We start from the raw sequence: 26501 nt of genomic DNA, 5'->3' as shown, positions 1-26501 counted from the left end.
AACCACCAAAAGGCAAAGCCCACGGGGGATCCCGTGGGCTTAAATGACATGGTGGTCCAATATCAGGACGCTATCAGTCGGTGTGAATTACAAGAATTTCGCCATTGCGACGGCCGTATCTGCCATACGGTTCGAGAAACCCCATTCGTTATCATACCATGTCAGAATGCGGCACATCGTGCCATCCATGACCTTGGTTTGATCCAGCGCAAAAGTAGAGCTGTGCGGATCGTGGTTGAAGTCGATCGAGACATTCGGCTTATCCGTCACGGCCAGCACACCTTTCAGCGCACCATTGGCTGCGGCGGACACTGCGGCATTGATTTCTTCCACAGTTGTGGCTTTAGATGCCTCAAATGTCAGATCAACAACCGAAACATTCGGGGTTGGCACGCGGATGGCCACGCCGTCCAGCTTGCCGTTCAGCTCTGGCAGGACCAAACCAACCGCTTTGGCTGCACCGGTTGATGTAGGGATCATCGACATGGCCGCTGCACGCCCGCGATATAGATCCTTATGCATCGTATCCAGCGTAGGCTGATCACCAGTGTAGCTGTGAATGGTGGTCATAAAGCCTTTAACGATGCCGATTTCATCATTGATCGCTTTGACAACGGGTGACAGGCAGTTCGTTGTGCAAGATGCGTTGGACACAACCAGATCATCGGCGGTCAGCACGTCATGGTTGACGCCGTAAACGATGGTTTTATCCGCACCCGCAGCAGGTGCGGACACCAGAACGCGTTTCGAACCGTTTTCCAAATGCAGCGCGGCTTTCTCGCGTGTTGCGAAGATGCCGGTGCATTCCATCGCGATATCAACACCTTCCCAAGGAAGGTCTTTGGGATCGCGGATGGCAGTAACCTTGATCGGGCCGCGGCCAACATCAATCCAGTCATCACCCGTTGTTACGGTGCCGGGAAAGCGGCCATGAACCGAATCAAAACGGATAAGATGGGCATTGGTTTCCACCGGCCCCAGGTCGTTGATTGCAACAACTTCGATATCGGTGCGTCCCGATTCGATGATTGCCCGCAATACGTTACGGCCAATGCGCCCGAAGCCATTGATTGCTACCTTCACCGTCATCTTATCCTCCATAGGCTGTTAGCGCTAGCAGAAGCGGCCGTGAGGACCCCTCTGCGCTAGCGCTAACATGGACAATTCCAGTAAAAGGTCAATGCAGCGTTGCTGACTTCACCGCCAGAATTTCAGATAATCGACAAGGTCAGCGGTTTTTCGCGCCAAAAATAATGTCGCACCACCGCTGTTTAAAAGACAATCCGCCAAGATTGCCGCGACAATTAGCGCGGCAAGCCCTAGCGCGATAGAGTTGCTCATGCCCGTTCCTCCCGGTCCGGGCACGGCCCGGTTTAGTTCAACAAACGTCCCATAGCCCCGGCGACATCCGCCATCCGGCATGAAAAGCCCCATTCATTATCATACCATGCCAGCACGCGAACCAGCTTGCCGCCGGTTACTTTGGTCTGATCCGGCGCAAAGATAGAGGAATATGGCGTGTGATTGAAGTCGATGGATACTTTGGGTTCTGGATCATAGGCAAGAACCATTCCCATATAGCCATCAGCCGCTTCGCGCACGATTTCATTGACCTGATCTACGGTAACGGATTTTTTTGCAACAAAGCTGAAATCCACCGCAGAGACATTGGGCGTAGGCACCCGGATTGACGACCCATCCAACAGGCCGGCCAATTCTGGAAGAACCTCTCCAATGGCTTTTGCGGCCCCGGTGGAGGTAGGGATCATGGCCATCGCAGCTGCGCGGGCACGATACAGATCCTTATGACGACGGTCCAATGTCGGCTGGTCGCCAGTATAGGAATGGATCGTGGTCATGATACCGGTTTCGATGCCGATGGTATCATTCAAAACTTTTGCAAGCGGCGCGAGGCAATTCGTGGTGCACGATCCGTTGGACACAACCTCATGTGCGGTCGTCAGCTCCCGATGGTTCACGCCGTACACCACGGTTTTATCAACGCTGGTGGCAGGGGCAGACACAAGCACGCGTTTCGCGCCGCGCGTCATATGTACCGCAGCCTTGTTACGATCATTGAATTTGCCGGTGCATTCCAAAACGACATCAACGCCGTCCCAGTCAAGCTCCTCAGGTTTGTAGGTCGACATCACGTCAATCGGGCCTTGGCCGAGATCCAGCGTGCGATCTTTGATCTTCACCTGACCGGGAAAGCGCCCGTGAACGGAGTCATATTTCAACAGATGAGCATTCGTCTCGATAGGGCCAGTCGCGTTGATCTTGACGACTTGAACATCATTGCGTGCAGCTTCTGCGATATGGGCAAGCGTGCAGCGGCCGATCCGGCCGAAACCGTTAATCCCGATGGTGACAGTCATGAGACTCTCCTGAGTGGCTGGCATGGGGCGACGGGGAGGGTGGAATGTCGCACTGGTTGGATACCACGGTGTGCCGTTTCAGAAAAGAATGTTAAAACAACATGTTGGCGCAAACATGGGGCGTTTGCGCTAACGGTTGCGGTAGCATGGGCGCCGGGGCGGAAAATTAAGCGGTCGAAAAATCCCGGCCAGCGCCACATGGACATAGAATCATCGGTGGGGATCAATCCTCGTCTTCGGCCACAAGGAAGATCTCTCCTGCCTCTTCCAGTTTGCGGATGGCGCTGACCACTTCGGACATGGCCTCTTCGACGTCCTTTTCCTTGACCTTACCCATTTCGGCGATTTCTTCGCGCATGCCATCGGCCATACGCTGGGAAATATTGCTGAGGATGAATTCCTTGGATTTTTCATTTGCACCGGTAGAGCCGGCCAGTGCAACCAACAGCTTGGGCTGATCAACAGCACGCAGTATTTTCGGCAGATCTTTCTTGTCGATCCGCACGGGGATATTGGCGAAGGTGAAGATCGCTTTGCGCACCTCATCGGCGAAGACCTTATCGGCCTCGTCCAGCCCTTCCAGCACGTCATCGCGGCGCGATGCGGTTGTATAGTTCAAGATGGCGCCGACCCGTTCAACCGGACCCGAGGTGAAGGCACGCGCAGGCACCGCATCCAGTTGTGAGGCAATGGCCTGGCCAATGCGCCACACGGTTTGTGGTGCAACCGCGCCGGTCTGCGACACTGCATAGGCGACGCGTCGCGCCTTGTCTCCAGGCATCTGGCTGAGCAATTCGGCCGATTTCGCCACGGTCAGTTTTGACAAAAGAACGGCGCAGACCTCAATGCTTTCGTTTTCGATCAATGGCAGCATCGCATCAGTGCCCAGACCGGAGATCCGCTCCCACGGGTCCGAGCGGGAGCTGCCGGCTGCCAGTTTGCGCAACCGCGTTTCTGCTGATGGTGTCAGCTGCCCTTCCAGCAGCTTAAGCACGGAATCTAACCCGCCGGGAACGGCGATGCCGATGGTTTCCAGCTCATTGCAAAATTCTTCGACCACCTGCTCCAAGGTTGCGCGGTCAATGATCCGCAGCTTGGCAATTTCTTCTGCCAGATCGGTCTGCTGGTCATCGGACAATTCGGTCAGGGGTAACTTCTCTCCCTCTGCCGATAACAGGCGCACAATGATTGCAGCCTTTTGCTTTTTCGTCAGGCCCGGTGGTCCAGCTAAGTGGTCATCACCAAAACCGGCCAATTGTCCAAGCGGTGCCAAGGGGGCGATTTGGTTCACCGAACTCTCCATCTGCTAGGGGTGCCCGGTCACATTCGCAAAACCAGATTAAGACGTAGTTACTAAGCGCTAAAGCTCACGCTGGGTAAGCCGGGAAAGACCGTGCAATTTATTAAAATGCCAAACAAAAATGCCCGGAGTGCACACCCCGGGCATTGTGTCAGCACTGTCGCGCTTTGGTTTATTCGCCAAACACGCGGCGGAAGATCGTATCGACATGTTTGGTGTGGTATCCCATGTCGAATTTTTCGTTGATCGCGTCGACGCCAAGCGCCTTGACCACATCTTCATCCGCCAGCAGCAATTCGCGGAAATCCATCCGGTGCTCCCAGACCTTCAAGGCGTTGCGCTGCACCATAGAATAGGCGTCTTCGCGCGATACGCCGGCTTGGGTAAGGGCAAGAAGCACGCGTTGGCTCATGACCAAGCCAGGGAATTTGTTCATGTTATCCAGCATGTTCTGCGGATAGATGATCATCTTTTCGACAACACCTGCCAAACGGTTCAATGCGAAATCCAACGTCACGGTTGCGTCGGGGCCAATGCCGCGCTCAACCGAGCTATGCGAAATGTCACGCTCGTGCCAAAGCGCCACGTTTTCCATCGCCGGGATCACGGTCATACGCACCAAACGCGCCAAACCGGTCAGGTTTTCGGTCAAGACAGGGTTCTTTTTATGTGGCATCGCCGAGGAGCCTTTTTGCCCCATCGAGAAGAACTCGGCACCTTCCAGCACTTCGGTGCGCTGCATATGGCGAATTTCTGTCGCCACATTTTCAATCGAGGATGCGATCACGCCCAGCGTGGCAAAGAACATCGCATGGCGATCACGCGGAATGACCTGTGTGCTGATCGGCTCTGGGCGCAGGCCCAGCTGTGCGCAGACATGTTCCTCGATAGAAGGGTCGATATTGGCAAATGTGCCAACCGCACCGGAAATTGCGCCGGTTGCAATTTCCCATTTCGCTTTTTCGAGACGGTTCTTGTTGCGGTCCATTTCCGCATAAAACCGCGCGAAGGTCAGACCCATCGTTGTCGGTTCCGCATGGATGCCGTGGCTGCGGCCGACACGCACGGTGTTTTTATGCTCTAGGGCGCGCATTTTCAACGCTGCCAACAGCTTGTCCATATCCGCCAACAAAATGTCCGCGGCGCGCACCAGCTGCACGTTCAAACAAGTATCCAACACATCCGAAGACGTCATGCCCTGATGCACAAAACGGGCTTCATCTGATCCGACATGTTCGGCAAGATGGGTCAGAAAGGCGATGACATCATGTTTGGTGACGGCTTCGATCTCATCGATGCGCGCGACATCAAATTCCACATCCTTGGCTTTCCAGACGGCTTCGGCATTTTCTTTGGGGATCACACCGATCGCGGCCATCGCGTCGCAGGCATGGGCTTCGATCTCATACCAGATTTTGAATTTCGTGGCCGGTTCCCAGATGTCGACCATTTCCTTGCGGGCGTAACGAGGGATCATGTCCTTCAGACCTTTCGGTTGCGGGTGCCAATTCGTATAGGTTCGACGCGGCTTCTAGCCTGCAAGGACGGTTCGGGCAAGACAGAGGGGCGTGGATGACGCTGAAACTGACAGATTTCGCAGGGTTTTGGCGATTGCAGCGTCAGATCATTGACCGGGTGCAAGGCGATGCCCGGTTTGACGGGCGCGCAGAATTTACATCGGTGGATCAGGGGCTGGCCTATCGTGAGCGTGGCGATCTGATCTTGTCATCGGGCCAGCGATTGCATGCGCAGCGGGACTATCACTGGCGAATGCAGGCTGGGCGGATTTATGTGGAATATGCCGATGGGCGCAGCTTTCATGACTTTGCGCCCGGTGACGCCCAAGCGCAGCATTGGTGCGCCCCCGACAGCTATCATGTGCGCTATGATTTTGCAGATTGGCCAAATTGGTCAAGCCATTGGTCGGTGCAAGGCCCGCGTAAATCCTATGAAATGACCAGTCACTATCAAAAGATGACATAGGCAGGGTGTGGTCCGCCCGGGGGCGGGCCGGTGGGTTAGGAGGATGGGGTCTGCGCCAGTTCTTGCTCTGCTTCCGCGACGGCGATGCGGGCCATTTCCATAATGGCCTCGCGCCCATTTGCTGCGGCGATAAAGCGTCCGTTGTGACAGAATTTCGCGCCTTGCACGCCCGATGCCTCTTCCAAGGCCTCATTTGTCAGCCCGGCCCACGCCAGCGGCAAATCTGCGCGCTGTTCAAACCCTTCGTCAAATTTGCGGATTCCGCCCAATGTCCAATCTGATGGCCCACGCGGGGTTACGACGAACAACAGATGATCTGCCTCTGCCTTGATCACGGCGGGGCGGAACGGCATCCCCATTGGCAACTCTAGGATGCGACCTTCGCCGGCGGCCTCAATCGCAGCTTGCACCATGCCTTCGGCGCGACGTTTGGCGGCCGAGCGCGCGATCCGCGCTTCCACAAAGGCCCGTGCAATGGACAGTGCCTGATGGAAGGCCTGTGTCTCGGCTTCGGGGTCGGTGTTATCGAACACGGGTTTCAGTGTTTCCAATAGTGCCGACAATGTCATCCCTGCAAATGGGCCAGCGACAGCAGGGCTCAGCTCTCCATTGTCGACCTGATCAATCGGCAGCACGAAACTGCCATCAAATGACGCGTGAATACCATCCACATCTTCATCCTTTACGCCACTGGCGCGCAGGTAGTCATGGCCGAAATGCTTCCAGATCAATCCGAAGGAGCTGTAAGGTTGATCATCTTCCCGGCGGGGGGCACCGCGTTGGTGGTGATCGAAAATCCGCTGATCTGCGTCATAGGCGCCACCAACATCATAAATGATGCGATCTTGTGCCGGGGTGATCCATTCGGGTGATCGGGTACGAACAATCTGTGCATCCGGGAAAAGCCGTGTCAAAATGACAGAGCTTAGAAGCTCATCCGCGTGGAACCCACCGGAATGGGTGACAAGATAACTGGTGGACATACAAGATAGACCTTCGGTTGCAGCGGTATAAGCGCAGATAGGCCTGAGCGTGCGCGAGTTTCAACCCCAACATACTCAGGCAAGTTAAATCTGCGTGAACTTGCGGAATATTTGCCTCTTAACGTCGGGTGAGTTTGTACATCAACACGGGTTGAGTGGCGCGCATGCCGCCCTTAGAAGCAGCAACACTGCATTTGCCGACATAATCAGGAAACCTTTGCCATGATGCCTTCAGCCCGGATCCAGGCCGCGATTGAAATCCTTGACCGCGTTTTTGGGGGGGAGCCGGCGGAGCGTGTCTTGACCAATTGGGCGCGCGGTCATCGTTTTGCGGGGTCCAAAGACCGGGCTGCGATCCGTGATCATGTGTTCGATGCGCTGCGGTGCCGTGGCAGCTATGCGGCCCTGGGTGGCGGGCAAAGCGGGCGCGCGTTGATGCTTGGATGGGCGCGTGAGGCCGACCAGTTGGCAATGTTTGACGGTGTTGGACATGGGCCCGAGGTGCCAACCGCACAGGAACACGAGCATCTGTCGCGCCCCGCGCCGCATGATCTGGATCTTTTGGATTGGCCCGAATGGCTGCGCGATGATATTGCTGGTGCGCTTGGTGATGATTTTGCGCAGGTTAGCGCGGCCGTCCGCACACGCGCCCCGGTATTTTTACGCGTGAATGTTGCACGGATATCGCGCGACGATGCGCAGCAGGTTTTGGCCAAGCAAGGCGTGCAGACCCAACCCCATCTTTTGGCCGACACAGCATTGGAGATCACCCAAGGCGCGCGACGTTTGCGCCAAACCCCGGCCTATCTGGAAGGTTTGGTGGAGCTACAAGATGCCTCGTCTCAGGCGGCAGTGGCGGCAATTCCCTTGATGCCTGGTCAGCGGGTTTTGGATCTATGTGCGGGCGGCGGTGGTAAAGCGTTGGCGGTGGCTGCAACGACGCCCAGTGCGCAGATAACCGCGCATGACATTGATCTTAAGCGGATGGCAGATATTCCAACGCGCGCCGCGCGGGCGCAGGCCAAGATTGCGCTGGCCGCGCCGGGGCAGGTTGGCTCTGATTATGATATGGTGTTGATTGATGCGCCATGTTCGGGTTCTGGCACATGGCGTCGCACGCCTGATGCGAAATGGCGGCTGACGCGGGCTGGATTGTCTGATCTTGTTGCCGTGCAGCGTAAGCTGTTAAGCGAGGGCGCGCAGCTATTGCGGCCTGGCGGCACATTGGTTTACATGACATGTTCCCTGCTTGCGGTTGAGAATTCCGAACAAAGTGATTGGTTTTGTTCGGAATTTGGATGGACCAGAAGTGAAGAATATCACTTCACGCCAGTGCAAGGTGGGGATGGATTCTACTATGCTGCGCTGCGAAAAAGCTAAAACATCGTCAATCGGGGCAGTTTACGTCTCGTGACTTATTGACACATTCACGGGTTGTGATTTGATGTTGTTAACCAGTCCTTAAGGCTTTTATAGCGGAATGCGCCAGAACGACGAAGACTTTGAAAGGACCCGTGACGTGGCGCATCCAGACCAGCCCTTACAACCTTTAGGGCGAACTGTGTCGATGATGGCGCCGGCGGCTGGGTATCTTATTATTGCCGCGCTCGCTGCAGGAGGGGCTGCATTCATGGTCGAAGATCGGCTGGTCATGCTGATCTTGGCCGCGATGGCGGGGTCGTTATTGGTGCTCGCGCTGGTTATGAAACTGGTGGAACGACGCCAGAAACGCCAAGATTCGATGATCCATCAGCAGATATCGACCTTTGTCGCCAATGATGCCTCCCCCAGTTTTACGACAGATGCGGATGGCGAAATTGGCTATCAAAACCGCGCGGCGATTGATCGGTTTGGAACGCGGTCAAAACAAAGTCTGACCCACGCGCTGTCTGAGGTTTTTGCAAATCCTGGCGCGGTGTTGACGCGGTTGCAAGCACGCGCAGGCGCGTTAGGTGCGGCGCGGGAGGATCTTGTGACGCGACGCGGGCATGTCCGCCTGTCGGTGCATCAAATCGGTGAGCGTGACTTTTTATGGCGGCTAGAAGATATGGCCGAGCGCCCGACGGGCGGGCGCGGGGCGGAAAGCATTTCACTGCCGATGTTGACCGTATCGAAAACCGGCACAATTTTATTCATGAACGAGGCGTTGCGCAGGATTACGGGCGAGCGCATGCGCTCTTTGGATCGTATTTTTTCCGAGCTGCCGATCCGTTCTGGCGAAGAACACGAAATTGCAACGCCGGACGGTAGCTTACGCTGTCTGGTTGTGGAAATTGAAGGGCGTGGCGGCCGTAATGAGATCTATCTTTTGCCCTCATCTCAGGGGCGTGGTCTGACGCATGATCCCGCGTCATTTGACAGCTTGCCAGTGTCGCTGTTGCGACTTGATGGTGGGGGCCGGATTCTTGCGGCCAACCGCGCAGCGCGGGCCTTATTGGGGAAATTGCCCGATGATGCCACGATGAGCAGCCTATTTGAGGGGCTTGGCCGACCGATCAGTGATTGGGTTGCGGATGCCATCGCAGGACGTGCAGAGCGACGCCCAGAGGTGCTGCGCGCCCATCGTGGAGAGCGCGAGGTCTTTTTGCAGATCACGTTGAACCGGGTTGTTGAAGAAGGTCGGCCGGGATTGGTTGCTGTGTTGTCGGATGCGACGCAGCTGAAAACGTTGGAAGCGCAGTTCGTGCAAAGCCAGAAGATGCAGGCCATCGGTCAACTGGCAGGTGGTGTTGCACATGATTTCAACAATCTTCTGACTGCGATTTCAGGGCATTGCGATCTGTTGATGCTACGCCATGATAAGGGTGATCCTGATTATGCCGATCTGGATCAGATCAGTCAGAACGCCAATCGGGCGGCCTCACTCGTCGGTCAGTTGCTTGCATTCTCGCGTAAACAGACGCTGAAACTTCAATCGCTTGATCTACGCGATACATTATCGGACCTGACCCATCTTCTGAATCGTTTGGTGGGTGAAAAAGTCCTGCTAAGCCTTAGCCACGCGTCTGATTTGCGGGTCATCCGTGCGGATAAACGCCAGCTGGAACAGGTGATCATGAACCTTGTGGTGAATGCGCGCGACGCGATGCCAGAAGGTGGTGAGATCAAGATTGAGTCGCAAAATATGGTTTTGGAAGAAGACCTGACGCGAGATCGTGCCAATGTTCCAAAAGGCGAATATGTTGAGGTCAAGGTGACGGATGAAGGTACCGGGATCGCGCCAGATAAGCTGGCCAAGATCTTTGAGCCCTTTTTTACGACCAAGCGCACCGGTGAAGGCACCGGGCTTGGTCTGTCGACGGCTTACGGCATTATAAAGCAAACGGGCGGGTATATTTTCTGTGATTCGGTGCTTGGCTCTGGGTCGTGTTTCACGATTCTCCTCCCGGCGCATGATCATGTGGTTGAAGCAGTGGAAGAATCTGTCAAACCAATGCCGCTGCAGGAGCTGCCTGAAAATGACAGAACCGCGACTGTGCTATTGGTCGAAGATGAGGCCCCGGTGCGTGCGTTTGCCTCGCGTGCGCTGAAGCTGCGCGGATACACGGTGTTTGAAGCAGAGAATGCGGAAGAAGCCCTAGAAATTCTGGAAGATCCAGAGCTGCAGGTCGATGTGTTCGTGACCGATGTCATAATGCCAGGGCTTGATGGGCCGACATGGGTTGGCCAGGCGTTGGAGGCGCGCCCAGGCACGAAAGTCGTCTTTATGTCCGGCTATGCCGAGGATGTGTTCCGCGACGGTCGACCACCGATTGATGGCTCTTCCTTCCTGCCGAAACCGTTTTCGCTTAGTGAACTGACGGCCACAGTGCAAAACCAGCTTAGCAGTTGATTCACAGCAGACTGTTATAAAGTTGGATATCACGCGCCATATGCTGTTGCAAATTTTGGTGCGTCGCGGCGCTGAGCTGGGTATCGGCAACTGGGGGGACGTTCAACCGCGGCAGATTGATTTCAAACTGCAGTTGATCCTCTAAAAACATGATAAAGGCGGCCATATCTTCATAGGGAAAGATCCGGTCGACACAGCGGTTCCCTGCCGTATCCGTCAAATATTTTGACTGATTTCCAAGATCGGCGTAATCGGGTGGGCTTACCGCCATGTAATCTTGTGCGAAATGTTCAAAACTGTGCCCGTTCAGATCGGTCCCAGTCTCGTCAAATTCGTCACGCACGCGAAAACGATACCATGAGCGCAGCCAGTCAATGGGTTCGCGCATCAGTGCGACCGTGGTGAACTTTTCACCAGATGCATCGGTCAGGAACGGTGCAAGATGGGTCCGATACTGAACTGCAGTCATGTGTTTGATTGGCTCTGGCCGGTCTGCTGCAAGCGACGCCAGGGGTTCTAACGCGGCCTGAATGGCGGTCGAGCCGGATTTAGGTGTTGCCAAAAAGACCAAACGTTGGTCCCAAAAAATCAACATGCTATCCCTTTGTGTAACCTTCCCCTTGGATAATGGCCGTCAAAGCGGGCGTAAAGCTTTGATTAACTAATATTTGGCAGGCTTTCTGAAATTAATACGTTGAATTGTTCCTGTTTTGTGCTCATATCAATTAAGAACGATAGCAGAACATTCGCGCATGGGCTTGATTGCCGTTCCGCGCGCTCTGTGGAATAAGGGGAAAAACATGGCAACGGCGGGCCTCTTTGAAATGAACGATAAAGTCAAAGCAGACAAACAAAAGGCGTTGGATTCTGCGCTTGCGCAGATCGAACGGCAATTCGGCAAGGGCTCCATTATGAAGCTTGGGTCCGAAAACGCGTCAATGGATGTGGAAGCCACATCGACCGGGTCGCTGGGGCTGGATATTGCCCTTGGGATCGGTGGTCTTCCCAAAGGCCGCATCGTGGAAATTTATGGTCCGGAAAGCTCGGGCAAGACCACTCTGACATTGCACACGATTGCAGAAGAACAGAAAAAGGGCGGTGTTTGTGCTTTCGTCGATGCGGAGCACGCGCTTGACCCGTCTTATGCGCGCAAACTTGGCGTTAACCTTGATGATTTGCTAATTTCGCAGCCCGATACTGGCGAACAAGCGCTTGAAATCGTGGATACATTGGTGCGCTCTGGTGCGGTTTCGATGGTTGTCGTGGATTCTGTTGCGGCATTGACACCCAAGGCAGAAATCGAAGGCGATATGGGCGACGCGACTGTAGGTGCACAAGCGCGTTTGATGTCGCAAGCGATGCGGAAATTGACGGCATCGATTGGACGGTCCAATTGTATGGTGGTCTTTATCAACCAAATTCGGATGAAGATCGGCGTGATGTTTGGTAGCCCTGAAACCACTTCTGGGGGTAACGCGCTGAAATTCTACGCGTCAGTACGCCTGGATATTCGTCGTATTGGTGCGATCAAGGACCGTGATGAAGTTGTCGGCAATTCGACCCGGGTTAAGGTTGTGAAAAACAAGGTCGCACCGCCCTTCAAGCAGGTTGAATTTGACATCATGTATGGGGAAGGCATCTCCAAAGTCGGTGAACTGATTGATTTGGGTGTCAAAGCAGGTGTGGTAGAGAAATCCGGCGCCTGGTATTCCTATGGGGATGAGCGCGTTGGCCAAGGCCGTGAAAACGCTAAGCAATTCATGCGCGATCACCCTGATATTGCATATGAAATCGAAGATAAGATCCGGGCAAGCCATGGTCTTGATTTTGGTGAATCCGGCGATGACGTTTTAGCTGATGATGAATAAGTACGGCTAGCTTGGCTGGTGCTCCGCTCAGATGCCTGGGGGTTGGCCCAATCATGGCCAACCCAATCCACTGTTTAGGCCAATCCTGATTAGGGTAGCCGCGATTTTTTGCTGGCTTCGCATTTTTATCTGACTATTGTCAGCTAATGACGCAAGATTCTATTTCCCGCTTTCGCCGGTTCAGCCGCGCTGTCACCTCTCAGATGGGGGTGTTGGATCAAGATTTTCTTGGACTGGGCCGCCCGCTGGGCCCCGCGCGCGTTTTAAATGCTATTGGCCATGGCCTGCATGACATCTCGCAATTGCGTGAATATTTGCGCCTTGATAGCGGTTTAATGAGCCGGCTACTCCGCCAGCTAGAGGCAGAGGGGCTGATCACAACGACACCCGGCGCAGAGGACAAGCGGCGCAGGCAGGCACATTTGACACCTGCGGGCGCGACAGAATACGCAGCCTATGAACGGTTGAGCGATGCGCGGGCGCATGATTGTTTGGCGCGTCATCCCAAACCTGACGCGCTGCTTGCTGCAATGGATTTGGTGGCATCTGCTTTAGGTCGTGACCATATTCAAGTTCAGTTGGCCGACCCGTGCGGTCAAGCGGCGCAAGATTGTCTTGAAGCATATTATGCGGATCTGTCGAGCCGGTTTGGCCAGCGTTTTGATCCCGTGCGCTCAGGCGATCCCGAGGCATCTGCGATGCGCCCGCCCGATGGTGCATTTGTGCTGGCGGTGTCTGACGGGCTGGCCATTGGCTGCGGCGGACTGAAGCCTTTGGCAGACAGTGATATGCCCACGGGGGAGGTGAAGCGTGTTTGGGTTTCGCCAAATGCGCGCGGCATGGGTGTGTCGCGTCAGCTGATGCAAGCGCTGGAAGGTCATGCACGAGATCTGGGCATGCGCCGTTTGCGACTGGACACAAGTGCCAAGCTGTCAGAGGCGCGCGGGCTTTACCGTGCTACTGGTTGGACCGAAGTCGCGCGCTATAATGATAACCCCTATGCGGATCATTTCTTTGAGAAGGTGATCTAGCACGGATTTTCCGTGTTTTTCTCTGAAAATTCGGCCTGTTTGGCGGCTTTGCTGGACAGGGGCGGGCGTGAACGATAAACGATTGTCAAATCCCCAAAGGGCAAAAGATATGGCAAGTCTGAACGACATCCGCTCCACTTTCCTCGGCTATTTCGAGCGTAACGGCCATAAGGTCGTTGACAGCTCGCCTCTGGTGCCGCGCAATGATCCGACCTTGATGTTCGCAAATTCCGGTATGGTGCAATTTAAAAACTGTTTCACCGGGGTTGAAAAGCGCGACTATGTGCGTGCTACGACCGCGCAGAAATGTGTGCGCGCTGGTGGCAAACATAACGATCTGGACAATGTCGGCTATACTGCACGTCACCATACATTCTTTGAAATGATGGGGAATTTTTCCTTTGGGGATTATTTCAAGGAGCAGGCGATCACCCATGCCTGGACTTTGCTGACCCAAGATTACGGCATTCCGAAAGATAAGTTGCTGGTGACGGTCTATCATACGGATGACGAAGCCGCTAATATCTGGAAAAAGGTTGCGGGCCTGTCCGATGATCGCATCATTCGCATCCCGACCAACGACAATTTCTGGCAGATGGGCCCGACCGGCCCCTGTGGCCCGTGCTCGGAAATCTTCTATGATCATGGCGATCATATCTGGGGTGGTCCGCCCGGCTCCCCCGAAGAAGACGGTGATCGTTTTATCGAGATCTGGAACATCGTTTTCATGCAAAATGAACAGTTCGAAGACGGCTCAATGCGTGCGCTGGATATGCAGTCGATCGACACCGGCATGGGGCTGGAACGGATTGGCGCGCTGTTACAGGGCAAGCATGACAATTATGACACCGATCTGATGCGGGCTTTGATCGAAGCCTCGGCACATGCGACCAGCGCGGATCCCGATGGTCCGGGCAAAGTGCACCACCGGGTGATTGCCGATCACCTTCGTTCGACATCCTTTCTGATTGCTGATGGCGTGATGCCATCCAATGACGGCCGCGGCTATGTGCTACGCCGTATTTTGCGGCGCGCGGCGCGACATGCCCATATGCTGGGTGCCAAAGATCCGGTGATGTTTAAGCTGGTGCCGGCGCTGGTGCGTGAAATGGGCGCGGCCTATCCGGAACTGGGTCAGGCGCAGGCCCTGATCGAAGAAACGCTGAAGTTGGAAGAAACCCGGTTCAAGGTTACGTTGGAACGCGGCCTGAAACTGCTTGATGATGAGGTTTCCGGCCTTGCAGCAGGGGCGGCTTTGCCAGGTGCTGCAGCGTTTAAACTATATGATACCTATGGGTTCCCGCTGGATCTGACGCAAGATGCGCTGCGCGAAAAGCAGATGACGGTTGATACTGACGGGTTTGACGCGGCCATGGCCGAGCAAAAAGCCAAGGCTCGCGCGGCCTGGTCAGGCTCTGGCGAGGCCGCGGATAGCACGATTTGGTTCGATCTGGCTGATCGCGTGGGGGTGACCGAATTCCTGGGCTATGACACAGAAGAGGCCGAGGGGCAGGTTGTGGCTCTTGTCTCTGGTGGTGCAGAAATTGAGCAATGCTCTGACAGCTGTCAGATCATCACCAACCAGACGCCGTTCTACGCGGAATCCGGTGGCCAGGTGGGTGACAGCGGGATCATTCGCACGCCGACAGGCACCGCGCAGATTACCGATACCAAGAAGGTTGCAGGGGTTTTCATCCATTTCGCAACCGTGACCGACGGTGTGATCAGCAAGGGCCAGCCTGCAAAACTGGAGCTGGACCATGCACGCCGCGGTGCGATCCGGGCAAATCACTCGGCAACGCATTTGCTGCATGAGGCGCTGCGCCATGCGCTTGGGGATCACGTCGCTCAAAAGGGGTCGTTGAACGCATCGGACCGTCTGCGTTTTGATTTCAGCCATTCCAAGGCGATGTCAGCAGCGGAAGTTGCGCAGGTTGAGGCCGAGGTGAACGCCTATATCCGCCAAAATACGGCGGTAGATACGCGGATCATGACCCCGGATGAGGCACGCGGCCTTGGGGCGCAGGCCCTGTTCGGCGAGAAATACGGCGATGAGGTCCGCGTGGTTTCGATGGGCGAACAGACTGGTTCGGGTAAGGGCGGCACAGGCAATGTGTATTCGCTGGAACTTTGCGGCGGCACCCATGTGAAGCGCACAGGCGATATCGGTGCCTTTGTGGCCCTTGGAGACAGCGCGTCTTCGGCCGGTGTGCGCCGGTTCGAGGCGCTGACAGGGCAGGCTGCGTTGGACCATTTGAATGCGCAAAACGCGCGTTTGGTCGACGTGGCCGCGACGTTGAAGGCGGCACCGGCGGATGTGTTGGACCGGGTTAAGGCGCTGACGGATGAGCGTAAGGCGCTCGCCAACGAGGTTGCGCAGCTTCGCCGGGAAGTGGCGATGGGTGGCGGTGCGTCCGGCGGCGGCGCCGAGGCGATTGAGGTCAACGGGATCAAGCTGATTGCGCAGTCGATCACGGGCGTTACGGGCAAAGACCTGCCGCCGCTGGTGGATGAGCTGAAGGCGAAAATTGGCTCTGGTGCGGTGCTTGTGGTGGCCGATACCGGTGGAAAGGCGGCTGTTGCTGCAGGTGTAACCGCTGACTTGACGCAGCGCTTGTCTGCGGTGGAGATGGTGCGGGCTGCGGCAGGTGCGCTTGGCGGCAAGGGCGGCGGTGGCCGTCCTGATATGGCGCAGGCAGGTGGCGCGGATGCGTCCAAAGCCGAAGAGGCCATCGCGGCCGTCAAAACTGTTATCGAAGGAGTGTAAGATGCCCGGAGCATATTGGATTGCCCATGTGACCGTAACGGATCCCGTTGCCTATGGTGAATATGCCAAAGGGGCGGGGCCGGCGTTTGAAAAATACGGTGGTAAGTTTTTGGCACGCGGTGCGGCCTATAAGCAGTTGGAGGGCAAGGATCGCGAACGCAATGTGATTGCATTGTTCCCCAGCCTGCAGGCAGCGCAGGATTGTTATAATAGCCCCGAATATCAAGCTGCGCTGAAACATGCCGAAGGTGCAGCGGAACGCGATCTGGTGATCGTCGAAGCGATGGAATAATATGAAAGCGCCCCTTGGGGCGCTTTTTTATGCGGCCCGAGTGTTTATGCGGCCTGTGTGGGGTTTTCCACGCGGGTGGTGGTGGCGCGCATGCGGGCGTGCGGTGTTTAGCCTTCGCTGCGCTTTTTGCGTTGTTTCGCGTCCATCCGCCCTTCACGCAGTTTCCGGCGCATGCCCTTGACGCGCCAATGATCAAAAAGCTCACGCCGCGTGTGGTCGATGGCATTGATCCCAAGGTCGAAATGCCCCCGTGCCAAGGCGTTATGCAGCATCATTTCATGATAGCGGCCCAGATTGCGCCGTGCGCGCATCATCTGCGCCAGTTCCTGCCGGGTCAGCGTTTCCGATAGCGCGCGGATGGCCACAGATTTTAAAACCCCCATGCGTTTCAGGATTGGTGGCATCACATGGCCTATATGGCGCAGCGGATACAGCGTGACATTCGGTCCGCGAAGCCGGTTGATATGGGCCTTGTCCAGTTGTTGAAACGGGTCATAGAAAATCGTTGCGCGGCGCAGATGCGGCAGGGCACTGGCTGCATCCGAAAATGGCAGTGACCAATCGCCTTTTTCAAAGCCCCGCGTATAACGGGTCTCAAAGGGCACATCGCAGGGGTCCAAAGAGGATTGTGGTGCAAAACAGACTGCATGCGCGTTGGGTATGACGGCACCAAACGCCAAAGCGCCATATCCCCCCATTGACGCTCCATAGGTTGAGACACGCAAGAACCGGTCATAGAACCCGGCATTTCGCAGCCGTGTCAGGGCGGTCAGCAAGGCGCGGTCGCGCCACCAGTCACCACGTTGATTGATTACACCCAGAACCGACCAGCCCTGTTCAGCCAGCAACTTATATGCCCAAGGCCATTGCGGCCCACCTGCGCGATAGGTTGCAAGATTGCCGAAGGTGACAACCAAATTCTTCCCCGCCGCGCCGTTACCGGGCAAATAGGCCAGCGCATGATGGGCCATTTCCAAACAAAACCCACCATCACGTTTGGCTTTGGCAGTGACATCCTTGAAACAAGGCGGGGCGGTGGTGTCGGCCATAAATATGCTCACTGAAAACGGGAAAGATAGGGCTGGTGAAATACACGAAGGTCAGTGTCGTGTCTGTGGCGCCGAATGTCGAGCCACTTCAGGCGCGTTTCTTGCTTCACATGTATCGCGCGGCGCGATATGACGGGCGCATGAGACCGACCGCCACCAATTCGATTTGCTGCATTATCGGCTGACATGTGTCAGGCGGTCCGGTTCATGCAATTCTGTGCGATAACCATCCAAGGACCGCCGCACGGCAGCCGGATGCAGGGGACCGACGCCACGGGAGCCTGACCCATGACCGATACCGCCGCTGCGCCGCAGATTCGTTTGCGCAATACGATGACGCGCAAGGTTGAAGATTTTGCTCCGATTGATCCCAAGGATGTGCAGATTTATCTGTGTGGGCCCACGGTTTATGACCGGGCGCATTTGGGCAATGCCCGCCCGGTGGTCGTGTTTGATGTTCTGAATCGCTTGTTGCGCCATGTCTATGGGGCGGATCATGTCACCTATGTGCGTAATTTTACGGATGTGGATGATAAGATCAACGCCACCGCATTGGCGCGCCGCGAAGCAGGGGCAAGTGGCACGTTGGAAGAGTTGATCGCCGCGCGCACCGAAGAAACCATCGCATGGTATCACGCGGATATGGATGCGCTGGGGGCGGCGCGCCCCGATCATGAACCCCGTGCGACCGCCTATATCGGCGCGATGATTAAGATGATCGCAGGGTTGATTGCGGCAGGCCATGCCTATGCCAAGGACGGGCATGTGCTGTTTCGCGTGCGCTCGTATTCCGAATATGGCCGGCTGTCAGGGCGCTCGGTTGATGATATGATCGCCGGGGCGCGGGTTGAGGTTGCGCCCTATAAAGAAGATCCGATGGATTTCGTTTTGTGGAAACCGTCGGATGGGGAATTGCCCGGCTGGGACAGCCCATGGGGGCGGGGACGTCCGGGCTGGCATATTGAATGCTCTGCCATGAGCTATGAGCTGTTGGGTGACAGCTTTGATATCCATGGCGGCGGGATCGATCTGCAATTCCCGCATCATGAAAACGAAGTGGCCCAAAGCTGCTGTGCCCATCCCACAGGTGAATTTGCGCGGTACTGGGTGCATAACGAGATGCTGCAAGTGGAAGGGAAGAAGATGTCCAAATCATTGGGCAACTTCTTTACCGTGCGTGATTTGCTGGATCAGGGCGTGCCTGGCGAAGTGATCCGCTTTGTCTTTTTGCAGACGCATTATTCCAAGCCAATGGATTGGACGGCTGAAAAGGCGCGCCAAGCGGAGGCGACGTTGCGTAAGTGGCGGGCGCTCGTGGCGGGCATCGAACCCGCCCCAAGCGCGGCGCCCTCTGTTATCGCTGCGCTGGTTGATGACGTAAACACGGCGGGCGCCATTGCGGCGCTGCATGCGCTGACTGATCCGGCAGAGCTGAAAGCCTCTGCTGCGCTATTGGGGTTGTTGGAAGATGGTATGGGCAACTGGGCGAAGGGCGACGATGTCGATCCGTCCGCGCTGTCCGCGCTGTCTGCGCGGCTTGCGGCCCTGCGGGCCACTGCAATGGAAACCAAGGATTTCGCCCCCGTCGATGCGATGAAACAAGCCCTGCTGGCAGCAGGCGTAGAGGTGCGCATGTCGAAAGCCGGTGTGGAGCTGCTGGCCGGGCCGGGTTTTGATGCGACCAAGCTGGAGGGGCTGTGATGAACCGCGAACGTCTGTATCTGTATGACACCACGCTGCGCGATGGGCAGCAGACGCAAGGTGTGCAATTTTCGGCAGCCGAGAAAACCCAGATTGCACAGTCGCTTGATATGATCGGCATTGACTATATCGAGGGGGGCTGGCCGGGCGCAAATCCGACCGATAGCGAATTCTTCGATCAGCGCCCACAGACTCGCGCCATGTTTACGGCCTTTGGCATGACCAAGCGTGCTGGGCGTTCTGCGGAAAATGATGAGGTACTGGCCGGTGTTTTGAACGCCAAAACGCCAGCGGTTTGTTTGGTGGGAAAAACCCATGATTATCATGTGACCACCGCGCTGGGGATCACGCTGGAGGAAAATATCGAGAATATCTCGGCCTCGGTCGCGCATCTGGTCGCACAGGGACGCGAGGCATTGTTCGATGCAGAGCATTTCTTTGATGGCTATGTCGCGAACCGGGAATATGCGCTGTCATGCGTTTTGGCGGCTTTGCGTGGCGGGGCGCGCTGGGTGGTCCTGTGCGATACGAATGGGGGCACTTTGCCCGAACAGATCCATGATATCACGGCAGCGGTGATTGCCGCTGGCATCCCCGGCGACCGGCTGGGGATCCATTGCCATGATGATACCGGGATGGCGGTTGCGGGATCCTTGGCTGCGGTACGTGCCGGTGCGCGCCAGATCCAGGGCACGTTGAATGGTCTGGGGGAGCGGTGCGGCAATGCCAACCTGATTTCGTTGATCCCGACGCTGCTGCTTAAAGAGCCCTATGCCAGCCAATTTGCTTTGCAGGTGGCGCCAGAGGCGTTGTCGGGGCTGACACGTTTGTCGCGGAAACTGGATGATATTTTGAACCGCGTTCCACTGCGGTCCAGCCCTTATGTGGGGGCTTCGGCCTTTACCCATAAGGCCGGGCTGCACGCCAGTGCGATTTTGAAAGATCCTTCAACCTATGAGCATATCCCGCCCGAAACGGTGGGTAATGCGCGGCTGATCCCTATGTCCAACCAGGCGGGGCAATCCAATCTGCGTGCGCGGTTGCAAGATATGGGAATCGCGGTTGCCAAGGGCGATGACCGCCTAGGTCTTATTTTGGATCAGATCAAAGAGCGTGAAGATATGGGTTATGCCTATGATGGCGCGCAGGCAAGTTTTGAGCTTGTGGCGCGGCGTGCGCTTGGGTCTTTGCCAAAATACTTCGAGGTTGAACGATATCGCGTGTCAGTTGAACGTCGGCGCAACGGCCATGGGGTGATGGCAAATTCCTCAGAAGCGGTGGTGATCGTCAATATCGGTGGCGAACAGATGCTGTCGGTAAGCGAAAGCTGGGATGAGGAGGGGCATGATCGGGGGCCGGTGAACGCGTTGTGGCAGGCGTTGAAAAAGGACCTGGGCCCGTATCAGGCGCATGTGGATGAGATGAAGCTGGTCGATTTCCGGGTGCGTATCACCCAGGGTGGCACGGCGGCTGTGACACGGGTTATCATTGATAGCGAGGATGCGCAGGGGCGGCGCTGGTCCACTGTCGGCGTCAGCGCGAATATCGTTGATGCCTCGTTTGAGGCACTGCTGGAAGCCGTGCAATGGAAGTTTCTGCGCGATCAGGTGGCGGTTCAATGAGCTTGTCTCCTGCGGTGTTGGCTTGTGCGCAAACCGTTCAAGAGGGCGCGCCTGAACGGTTTGAGGCGTTAATGATTGTGCCGCCTGCGCTGCGCGAAACACTGTGGCCCTTGCATGCGCTAAATTTGGAAATTGCACGGGCGCCATGGGCGTCGAAAGAGCCGATCGTATCCGAAATGCGTTTGCAGTGGTGGGTGGATACCATTGACCGTATTGAAGAAAATGAAGAAGTGCCGCCCCATCCCATCGGTCCGGCCCTGACAGTGTTACGCCCTTATACGGCGGCATTGCGCGATCTGGCAGAGGCGCGCCGCGCCGATTGCTGGCCTGAAAGCTTTGTGGATGAGGCGGCGCTGTGGGCCTATTTGGGGCGGACCTCGGGGACGTTATATTGGATTGGTGCACAGCTTGCCGGTGCGCCGATGCAGTATCAGGCGCGTGTGCGCCAATTTGGTGAGGCAGCCGGCCTTGCGGCATGGTTGCGTGCGGTGCCGACCCTGGTCGAACGCGGTCGTCATCCCCTGCCAGATGGTCGACCAGAGGCGGTGGGAGAGTTGGCGCGCGCGGGGCTGGACCGGTTGCAAGCGGCTAAGGTTCCGTCATTGCCGCGCAATATACGTCATGCGCTGGTTACGGGCTGGGAAACCCGGCCCCTGTTGCGACGTATCTATGAAAGGCCCGACCGCGTGCATCAAGATGATTTCGACGGTCCCGAATTCCGGCGGCGTTGGGCGAAATTATGCGCGGGTTTTGGGCGTTTTTAAACCTGCTTACGGTTTAAAGGAAAATTCAGGTCTTCACGACATAGTCATACCAGCTGCTGCCGAACTGGCACTTCGTATCGACATTTGCGCCTGCGTTTTTGCGGGTCGGGGACCTTTGTATGAATTTTCTCCAAAATCTGAAGCTAGGCATTAAACTTCCTTTGCTGCTGGTTGTGACCGCAACCTTGGCGCTGACTTTGATGGGGGTGCAAGCCTACCGAGATGGTCGCGCTTTGCTTGCTGAAGCCAGCACAGAGCGACTGGCACATGTGATCTCTACGCGCGCGGATGCGTTACAGACATGGCAAGACAATATACTCAATTATGTTGGATCAACGGTCGCGGGTGCACAAAGCCAGCGGGCAATGAAGGACATGTCCGGGGCCTTGCGCCGTTTGGGGGATCAACCAAGCGACTTCTTGTTGAAAGCTTTTGTCGAGGATAATCCTAACCCGGCGTCAGAGCGGTGGAAGCTGGATCGCCCGGAGGATGTCAGCAGCAATTATGCCATTCAACACGGGCGATACCATCCTGGTTTTGTGAAGGCGGCGCAGCAAATGGGGGTGCAGGACATGTACTTGCTGACGGCTGATGGCTTCACATTCTATTCGATGCGCAAGGGCAAAGATTTCGCGACCAATGTGTTAGAGAATGAAAACTCTCCGCTGCATGACGTTGTTGTGCGTGCGCTGACATTAGGGGAAGGGCAGATCGCGTCGACTGATTTCATAGCGGATCCAGAAGTCAAATCCGGTCATTCGGTGTTTCTGGCATCGCCCATTATGGGGCGCGACGGAACTCCAAGCGGGGTAGCAGCATTTGAAATTCCGACCGACGTTATGGAAGAAATTCTGTTAGATCCACGTGGGTTGCAGAAAACCGGTCAAGCCTATGTTGTGGATTCGGCTGGGCTTTTACATAATAGCCTGCGAATGGACCCTGACGCCAAAGTGATGGGTGTGCTGTTGGGAAACGCGGCGATTTCGGCGGCGAACCGCGGAGAAATTGGCTCGCAAGAGATTCAATCCGGCACACATGGTGTGGCCGCAATGGCGGCCTATCGTCCGCTTCGTCTGTTTGATCATGATTTTTCGCTGATTGTTGAACAAGATGATGCAGAGCTGTTCATGCCGGTCCAGGAACTGGGCACGGCGATGCTGATGCATGGTGCGATGACGCTTGTCGTCTTGGTGCTTGTATCGTGGTTTGTGGCACGCAGTGTCGCGCGTCCCTTAGTATCCTTGCGTGACGCAATGCACCGAATTTCGCGCAAAGATTATGAATTTGAGGTCCCACATTTGAAACGCGGGGACGAGGTTGGCGATATGGCGAAGACTCTAAGCGCGTTCCAGCTGGATTTAGCGATTGCAGATGATGCCGCGCGGGATTCTACTTTAAAAGGTGCGGCGTTTAACTCTGGTTCCTCTGCGATGATGATGGCCGATAATGATTTTGGCATCACATTCTTGAACCCGGCCATGACGCAGATGATGCGAGACCGGATTGCCGATTTCCGAACCCTAGATGGTGGTTTCGACCCGTCTGATTTGGCAGGTCGCTCTATTGAGACATTCTTCAAGAATGGCGCGCGGATCCGTCAGCTTTTGTCTGATAGTGCGAATCTGCCGCTTGAAGAAAACTTGAAAATTGGCACGGCACAATTCTCATTGTCCGTGTCCGAAGTGATGATGCCGGAAGAAGGCCGGATCGGGTATGTCGTTGAATGGCGTGACATGACTGAAATCGGTATGTCGCGGGCGATTGTGGAAACCCTTGATAGGGCGCAATTGACTGGGGAGGGGCTCCCTGATGGTACGGCCGTCAAGCTCAACGAAAACTATTGTAAGGCCGTTGGCATCCAGGCGGAAGAATTTTTGGGCCGCTCCTTCATTGACTTCACCATTCCTTTGGATCGCCCAGAGACAATGGAAGAGTTGGCACGACAAATTGTGGAAACCGGCGTTCCTGTATCTGGCCTATGGCGCCTTGATGCAGGTGACGGCCGATTTGCGATCGCAGAAGGGATCATCGCACCTGTAAATGATCTGCAAGGCGATGTCGTCAAAGTCATCTTTATCGGTACGGATGTCACGGCTGTACGCCAAGAAATCGAAGCTGCGGAAATCCGTCGCAAAACGGTTGCGGAAAGCCAAAGCCGTGTCGTGGACTCTCTCCGTATCGGTCTGAAAGCTCTGTCGTCGGGCGATCTATGTTCCAAGATTGAGGCGCGTTTTGAGGCTGAATACGAACAGCTTCGTCAAGATTACAACGCTGCGGTCGATACTCTGGCATCTGCGATGCAGACCGTTATTGAAAACGCATTGACCATCGACAATGAGACCAGCGAAATTTCGAATGCAGCTGAAGACCTAAGCCGCCGGACTGAAAAGCAAGCCGCCACGCTGGAAGAAACAGCAGCCGCCCTGGATCAACTTACGTCTTCAGTGGGCAACTCCGCAGTTGGTATTGGTGAAGCGGATCGCGTCGTCGGAGAGGCACGCTCCAACGCAGAAACTTCTGGCCAAGTGGTGCAGCAGGCCGTCGCAGCCATGGGAGAAATTGCTGAAAGTTCACAAAAAATATCGCGCATTATCAGCGTCATTGATGACATTGCGTTCCAAACCAATCTGTTGGCGTTGAACGCAGGTGTTGAAGCCGCCCGTGCTGGCGAAGCAGGGCGTGGATTTGCTGTTGTGGCGTCAGAAGTTCGTGCCCTGGCACAACGATCCTCTGAGGCTGCTCGCGAAATTGACGGCTTAATTTCAGCATCTTCTGATCAGGTTCAACGCGGTGTTGGTCTGGTGGGACAGGCGGGCAAAGCGCTTGAGACAATCCTATCGTCGATGATTGATATCGCCGGGCGCGTTTCTGAAATAGCAGCCTCTTCAAAAGACCAATCCTCGGGTTTGACAGAAATCAACTCTGCAATGAACCAACTTGATCAGGTCACGCAGCAAAATGCGGCCATGTTTGAACAGACGACGGCGGCTAGCCATTCGCTTAGCGGGTCCGCACAGGCGCTGAACAGCGCAATGCGAAACTTCAAAACACCACAGCTAAGCAGTCATGTGGTGTCAGCGCCAACGCCTAAACGTCAGACCACACAGCCGGCAAAGCCTGCGGTGGTCACGCCACCACCCCCGGTTTCAACACCCGTGTCGCAGGGAAATACAGCGGTCAAAGTGGCGCCTCCGGCGGACGATGACTGGGAAGATTTTTGAGCGGTAAATAAGTGTATTGCTATAGTTCTTTCCGAAGAAGGACAAGTTTGAGATGAATGCAAAACGCGTCCTGATTGTGGATGATTCCGCAACAATCCGGCAGCTTATTCGTGCGCGCTTGGCGGGGGACACACGGCTGGAAGTGGTCGGGGAGGCTCATGACCCATATGATGCACGGGAAAAGATAAAAGCGTTACAACCCGATGTCTTGACCTTGGATGTTGAAATGCCGCGTATGAACGGTCTTCAATTCCTTGAAAAGGTGATGACTTTACGTCCGTTACCGGTGGTGATGGTCTCGACGCTGACCCAACGCGGATCTGCGGCTGCGTTAGAGGCGTTGTCGCTTGGGGCAGTTGACTGCGTGGGAAAACCTCAGCGCGGAAGCCCGGTTGCGGCCTTTGCCAACCTGCCAGATATCTTGGTTATGGCTGCAGATGCGCGTCTTCGGTTGCCCGGAAACCGGCGTAAGATTGTTCCATCTGAAGGGTTTGTGTGGAACGGACGCGTCGTGTTGATCGGATCGTCCACGGGGGGGGTTGACGCGTTGGAAACCGTGCTTTCCGGGTTTCCGAAGAACTGTCCGCCAACGCTGATCACACAGCATATGCCAGAAAGTTTCCTAGCCAGTTTCGCGCGGCGTTTGCAATCAAATATCGCGCCTAATATCATCTTGGCACGCGAAGGTGTGCCCCTGGCGCAGGGAAGTATCTATCTGGCCCCAGGTGGGGCGCATCATCTGGAGGTTCGACCGGGAAATCCTGAAAAATGCCATTTGTCCGCGTCTGAGAAACGCAATGGGCATCGCCCGTCGGTCGAAGTGCTCTTTGATTCTGCGGTGCCGATTGCGTCTAAAGTTGTTTCTGTGATGTTGACGGGAATGGGCCGGGACGGTGCTGACGCTATGTTGCGGCTTCGGAAAAACGGGGCGCGATGTCTGGCGCAGGATGCGGCATCCTGTGTGGTCTATGGTATGCCACGCGCTGCTGCCGAAAACGGCGCCGCCGAAAAAGCATTGCCACTGCGCCACATCGCAAAAGAAGTTTTGGACTTGTGTGGGCGCTCCGCAGAGCGGTCGGTTAATAAAGGACGGTCACTCTGATGAGCAGCTTACACATGCCACGGCCTAAGCATATATCGCAGGGAGAATATGCGACCGGCGGCGCAGATAGCACGTCCATTGCCACTATATTGGGATCCTGTGTTGCCACTTGTATGTATGATGAGGTCGCCCAAGTTGGCGGTATGAACCATTTTCTACTGCCCGACAGTTCAGGCGGCCTTGCCCACACTGCAAGCTTTGGCGTGAACGCGATGGAACTTTTGATCAATGACCTTGTCAAAATGGGCGCGCGCCGTGATCGGCTGAAGGCCAAGGTCTTTGGTGGTGGGCGCATGATTGCCGGCCTGTCAGATGTGGGTCAGAAAAACGGCGCTTTTATTTTGGATTTCTTGTCTAAAGAAGGCATTCCGTGCGTCGGCCAGTCTTTGGGGGGAACGCAAGCTCGGCGCGTTGAATTTTGGCCAAGCACAGGTCGTGCTCGGCAAAAACTTCTGGGCGAAGCACAGCTGCCAGAAGAAGTGCGGCCACCACCCAAACCGATTGCGAATGATGTTGAATTGTTCTGATCTACGTAAGGCTGCGTAATAGAACTGTGATGGGAAAGGGTCACAGTTGGACCCATCACAGTTCTTTTTGGTGCAAGGGTC

The 26501-nt window shown here is 55.7% G+C and carries 21 protein-coding genes; 13 read left to right on the top strand and 8 right to left on the bottom strand.

Annotated elements, in window-relative coordinates; genetic code table 11:
• Nucleotides 1-87 precede the first annotated feature (87 nt).
• The 5 genes from gap (BFP70_RS01600) to purB all read right to left on the bottom strand — a co-directional run bounded on the left by gap (BFP70_RS01600) (nucleotide 88) and on the right by purB (nucleotide 5155).
• Nucleotides 88-1089: a type I glyceraldehyde-3-phosphate dehydrogenase gene (gene gap, locus BFP70_RS01600; protein ID WP_066009485.1), complete on the bottom strand. Its 1002-nt coding sequence runs from the start codon at nucleotides 1087-1089 to the stop codon at nucleotides 88-90.
• A 108-nt stretch (nucleotides 1090-1197) separates the two neighbouring features.
• Entirely contained in the window at nucleotides 1198-1341 is a 144-nt protein-coding gene (locus tag BFP70_RS20920) for a hypothetical protein (RefSeq protein ID WP_176715465.1), read from the bottom strand.
• A gap of 32 nt (nucleotides 1342-1373) precedes the next feature.
• On the bottom strand, nucleotides 1374-2378 hold the full coding sequence (gene gap / locus BFP70_RS01595; RefSeq protein WP_066009482.1) for a type I glyceraldehyde-3-phosphate dehydrogenase: 1005 nt from the start codon (nucleotides 2376-2378) through the stop codon (nucleotides 1374-1376).
• A 223-nt stretch (nucleotides 2379-2601) separates the two neighbouring features.
• Entirely contained in the window at nucleotides 2602-3669 is a 1068-nt protein-coding gene (locus BFP70_RS01590; protein WP_083217288.1) for a flagellar motor switch protein FliG, read from the bottom strand.
• Nucleotides 3670-3850: 181 nt separating this feature from the next.
• The gene (gene purB / locus BFP70_RS01585) at nucleotides 3851-5155 is read right to left on the bottom strand and encodes an adenylosuccinate lyase (protein WP_066009479.1); all 1305 of its coding nucleotides are present in this window, start codon (nucleotides 5153-5155) and stop codon (nucleotides 3851-3853) included.
• A 95-nt stretch (nucleotides 5156-5250) separates the two neighbouring features.
• Here purB and BFP70_RS01580 point away from each other — a divergent pair, with 95 nt between their 5' ends.
• The gene (locus BFP70_RS01580; RefSeq protein WP_066009477.1) at nucleotides 5251-5661 is read left to right on the top strand and encodes a DUF6314 family protein; all 411 of its coding nucleotides are present in this window, start codon (nucleotides 5251-5253) and stop codon (nucleotides 5659-5661) included.
• 35 nt (nucleotides 5662-5696) lie between these two features.
• Here the strand turns inward: BFP70_RS01580 and BFP70_RS01575 are convergent, their stop codons facing one another.
• Nucleotides 5697-6644 (bottom strand): MYG1 family protein, encoded by a 948-nt coding sequence (locus BFP70_RS01575; RefSeq protein WP_066009475.1) that lies wholly within the window; start codon nucleotides 6642-6644, stop codon nucleotides 5697-5699.
• A gap of 222 nt (nucleotides 6645-6866) precedes the next feature.
• Between BFP70_RS01575 and BFP70_RS01570 the strand changes: the two genes are divergently transcribed.
• Nucleotides 6867-8024: an RsmB/NOP family class I SAM-dependent RNA methyltransferase gene (locus BFP70_RS01570; RefSeq protein WP_066009473.1), complete on the top strand. Its 1158-nt coding sequence runs from the start codon at nucleotides 6867-6869 to the stop codon at nucleotides 8022-8024.
• Nucleotides 8025-8211: 187 nt separating this feature from the next.
• Nucleotides 8212-10476, top strand: a complete 2265-nt coding sequence (locus tag BFP70_RS01565; RefSeq protein ID WP_141693059.1) for an ATP-binding protein — start codon at nucleotides 8212-8214, stop codon at nucleotides 10474-10476.
• Nucleotide 10477: 1 nt separating this feature from the next.
• Here the strand turns inward: BFP70_RS01565 and BFP70_RS01560 are convergent, their stop codons facing one another.
• Complete coding sequence (locus BFP70_RS01560; protein ID WP_066009467.1) at nucleotides 10478-11071, bottom strand: hypothetical protein; 594 nt, start codon at nucleotides 11069-11071, stop codon at nucleotides 10478-10480.
• Between the two features lie 205 nt (nucleotides 11072-11276).
• On the opposite strand from BFP70_RS01560, the gene recA reads away from it, so the two are divergent.
• The 4 genes from recA (at nucleotide 11277) to BFP70_RS01540 (ending at nucleotide 16434) form a co-directional block, all read left to right on the top strand.
• Nucleotides 11277-12344: a recombinase RecA gene (gene recA / locus BFP70_RS01555; RefSeq protein WP_066009465.1), complete on the top strand. Its 1068-nt coding sequence runs from the start codon at nucleotides 11277-11279 to the stop codon at nucleotides 12342-12344.
• Between the two features lie 146 nt (nucleotides 12345-12490).
• Nucleotides 12491-13375 (top strand): helix-turn-helix domain-containing GNAT family N-acetyltransferase, encoded by an 885-nt coding sequence (locus BFP70_RS01550; protein ID WP_066009463.1) that lies wholly within the window; start codon nucleotides 12491-12493, stop codon nucleotides 13373-13375.
• 109 nt (nucleotides 13376-13484) lie between these two features.
• On the top strand, nucleotides 13485-16142 hold the full coding sequence (alaS, locus tag BFP70_RS01545; RefSeq protein ID WP_066009461.1) for an alanine--tRNA ligase: 2658 nt from the start codon (nucleotides 13485-13487) through the stop codon (nucleotides 16140-16142).
• A gap of 1 nt (nucleotide 16143) precedes the next feature.
• Complete coding sequence (locus BFP70_RS01540) at nucleotides 16144-16434, top strand: DUF1330 domain-containing protein (protein WP_066009459.1); 291 nt, start codon at nucleotides 16144-16146, stop codon at nucleotides 16432-16434.
• A 107-nt stretch (nucleotides 16435-16541) separates the two neighbouring features.
• Here BFP70_RS01540 and BFP70_RS01535 read toward each other — a convergent pair whose 3' ends face one another.
• Nucleotides 16542-17483, bottom strand: coding sequence for a S9 family peptidase (locus BFP70_RS01535; protein WP_066009457.1), 942 nt, complete (start codon nucleotides 17481-17483; stop codon nucleotides 16542-16544).
• A 288-nt stretch (nucleotides 17484-17771) separates the two neighbouring features.
• Here BFP70_RS01535 and cysS point away from each other — a divergent pair, with 288 nt between their 5' ends.
• The 6 genes from cysS (at nucleotide 17772) to BFP70_RS01505 (ending at nucleotide 26420) form a co-directional block, all read left to right on the top strand.
• Nucleotides 17772-19184, top strand: coding sequence for a cysteine--tRNA ligase (gene cysS, locus BFP70_RS01530; RefSeq protein WP_066009456.1), 1413 nt, complete (start codon nucleotides 17772-17774; stop codon nucleotides 19182-19184).
• Complete coding sequence (cimA, locus tag BFP70_RS01525; protein WP_066009454.1) at nucleotides 19184-20806, top strand: citramalate synthase; 1623 nt, start codon at nucleotides 19184-19186, stop codon at nucleotides 20804-20806. The genes cysS and cimA overlap by 1 nt, the downstream gene beginning before the upstream one ends.
• Nucleotides 20803-21570: a squalene/phytoene synthase family protein gene (locus tag BFP70_RS01520; protein ID WP_066009453.1), complete on the top strand. Its 768-nt coding sequence runs from the start codon at nucleotides 20803-20805 to the stop codon at nucleotides 21568-21570. Before cimA ends, BFP70_RS01520 begins: the two co-directional genes overlap by 4 nt.
• A 119-nt stretch (nucleotides 21571-21689) precedes the next feature.
• On the top strand, nucleotides 21690-24791 hold the full coding sequence (locus BFP70_RS01515) for a methyl-accepting chemotaxis protein (protein ID WP_066009450.1): 3102 nt from the start codon (nucleotides 21690-21692) through the stop codon (nucleotides 24789-24791).
• Nucleotides 24792-24843: 52 nt separating this feature from the next.
• Nucleotides 24844-25893, top strand: coding sequence for a chemotaxis response regulator protein-glutamate methylesterase (locus tag BFP70_RS01510; protein WP_066009448.1), 1050 nt, complete (start codon nucleotides 24844-24846; stop codon nucleotides 25891-25893).
• A gap of 14 nt (nucleotides 25894-25907) precedes the next feature.
• The gene (locus BFP70_RS01505; protein ID WP_255356558.1) at nucleotides 25908-26420 is read left to right on the top strand and encodes a chemotaxis protein CheD; all 513 of its coding nucleotides are present in this window, start codon (nucleotides 25908-25910) and stop codon (nucleotides 26418-26420) included.
• The last annotated feature ends 81 nt before the right edge of the window (nucleotides 26421-26501 follow it).

This window comes from Thioclava sp. SK-1 (assembly GCF_001705665.1).
In the GTDB taxonomy this organism is placed as follows: domain Bacteria; phylum Pseudomonadota; class Alphaproteobacteria; order Rhodobacterales; family Rhodobacteraceae; genus Thioclava.
The sequence above is the reverse complement of the archived record's forward strand: the minus strand, read 5'-3'. Positions and strand labels throughout refer to the sequence as shown.